At 71.8% G+C, this 1,930-nt stretch carries 1 protein-coding gene; it reads right to left on the bottom strand.

The genetic code is table 11. The features are described from left to right. On the bottom strand, positions 1-1,791 hold a 1,791-nt coding region (locus tag G6022_RS12075; RefSeq protein ID WP_182691634.1), incomplete at its 3' end, for an alkaline phosphatase D family protein. Between the last annotated feature and the right edge of the window lie 139 nt (positions 1,792-1,930).

Genomic DNA, 1,930 nt, shown 5'->3' with positions numbered 1-1,930 from the left:
GCGCAACACCTGACGGGGCTTGGCGTCGAGGTCATCCCCACCTCGTCGTCGTCGCCCCCTCCGACCCCAGGAGTCCGGCGCCAGACCGGGTAGCAGCGTGAGGACCCTCCCCAGGCCCCCGGCCGGCCACTCGACGTGGGCGTGCTCGACCTTGACGGTGGCGCGGCGGCCGCGCATCACCAGGGTCATGACCCCGTTGTGGAACCAGATCCCGTCGGTGACCTCCCACCTGACACGTGGCTCCCGGACGCCCACGGCCTCGGCGAGCCGACGGGTCAGCGCGGGCGCGGGAGACCGCACCGAGATCCGGTTGACCATCCGGATCGACTTCTGTAGAGAATTGCGGAACGGGGACATGACCAGCTGGTGCACCCGCGTCGGCGACCCGGTCACCCGCGGCGCGGTGAGCTCGACCTCCTCGAGGTAGGAGCAGTGGACGTCGCCGCCCAGCATGAGGATCGAGGCGGGAGCGCGCCCGTGATCCCCGGCCGCCACCTCGGTGAGCAACCCGATCAGGTCGTCGAAACTGTTGCGGAAGGCCGCCCAGTGCTCGAGGTCCACCGTCAGCCGCACCCATTCGCCGATCCGGGCGCTCAGCGGCTTCTCCGGTCGGTCGCGGCTCACCGCCTCGTTCCACCCCTCGAGATGATGCAGCGCCGGCAGCATGAACGCGGGCAGGGACGACGCGATCACCAGGTGGTCGACCTCGGCCCCGAGGCAGGCCTCCCGCGCCCACTCCCACTCCTGCGGGTCCATCACGCGCCGGTCGGCGGGGTCCAGCCGGCGGGAGGCCCGCACGTCGAGCATCACCACCCGCACCCGCCCGAAGTCGCGACTGAAGCTCCACCGCGCGGTGCCCCGGTCGGCGTCGGCGGACAGGGCGAACTCGTCGAGGATCCGTTCGCGTTCGGCATCGGACCGGGCACCCCGGACCGCCCGGTACACCTCGTCCTGCTCCAGCTCCCGCGGCGCGAGATTGCCCAGGTGCTGGTAGACGAAGTAACTGGCGAACGCCCCCCTCACGCGGTCGCGCCACCACGGCTGGGCCGTCATCTCGCGGCGCCAGGCGTGGGAGGAGTTCCAGTCGTCGCGCAGGTCGTGGTCGTCGAGGATCATGCAGCTCGGCACGGTGGACAGCAACCAGCGCACGTCCGGGTCGCGCCACGACTCGTGGTACAGCCAGGAGTACTCCTCGAAGTCGCAGATCTCCCCGGACACGTCCCGGTCCCCACCGTCACCGGCGGAGTCGCGCACCGACCGGGGCCCCTCCCCGGCCCGACGGCGCGCCGCCAGCCGCTCGGTGATCTCCCGGCTGGGGATGTCGGCGTACACCTGGTCGCCGAGCAACAGCATGGCGTCGGGCCAGTCGTCGTGCGCCGTGTGGGCCATCTGATGCGCGAGCGCCACCAGGGCATCGGCCCCGATCCGGCGCAGCGCCACCGGGGTCTGGCTCTCCCCCCGACGACAGGACCCGAAGGACAGGCGGACCGTGTCGTCGGCGCGCGGGGTGCGGATGACGCTGGGGCGATCCGGCTCCAGTGGCCAGGCGGGAACACCGTCGAGCGCCACCTCGTAGGGCGTCTCCACGCCCGGCTCGAGATCACGAAGGTGCAGCACCGCGAAGTGGTGCCCGTGGACACCCCACGACTGTTCGGAGGCCTCGCCGTCGCCGGCGCGGATCGTCACCGTGCACGGCGCGGACACCTCGACCCACACCGTCGCGTCCGTGCTGTCGACGTACCGGAGCATGGGGCCGACCAGGATCTCGGGCGGCGTGGGGGGCTGACTCATTGCACCAGTGTGCACGCGGGCCGGGGGGTGCCGGGCGCGATGGGTGCGGCAGGGGTCGTCAGGGGCAGTCAGGGGCAGTCAGGGATCGCCGGAGCTAGGGCGTGTCTCCCAATCGGCGTAGCCAGGTGAGAATTGCACA

Origin of the sequence: Dietzia sp. Cai40 (assembly GCF_014145165.1) — a bacterium.
Classification (GTDB): Bacteria; Actinomycetota; Actinomycetes; order Mycobacteriales; family Mycobacteriaceae; genus Dietzia; species Dietzia natronolimnaea.
The sequence above is the reverse complement of the archived record's forward strand: the minus strand, read 5'-3'. Positions and strand labels throughout refer to the sequence as shown.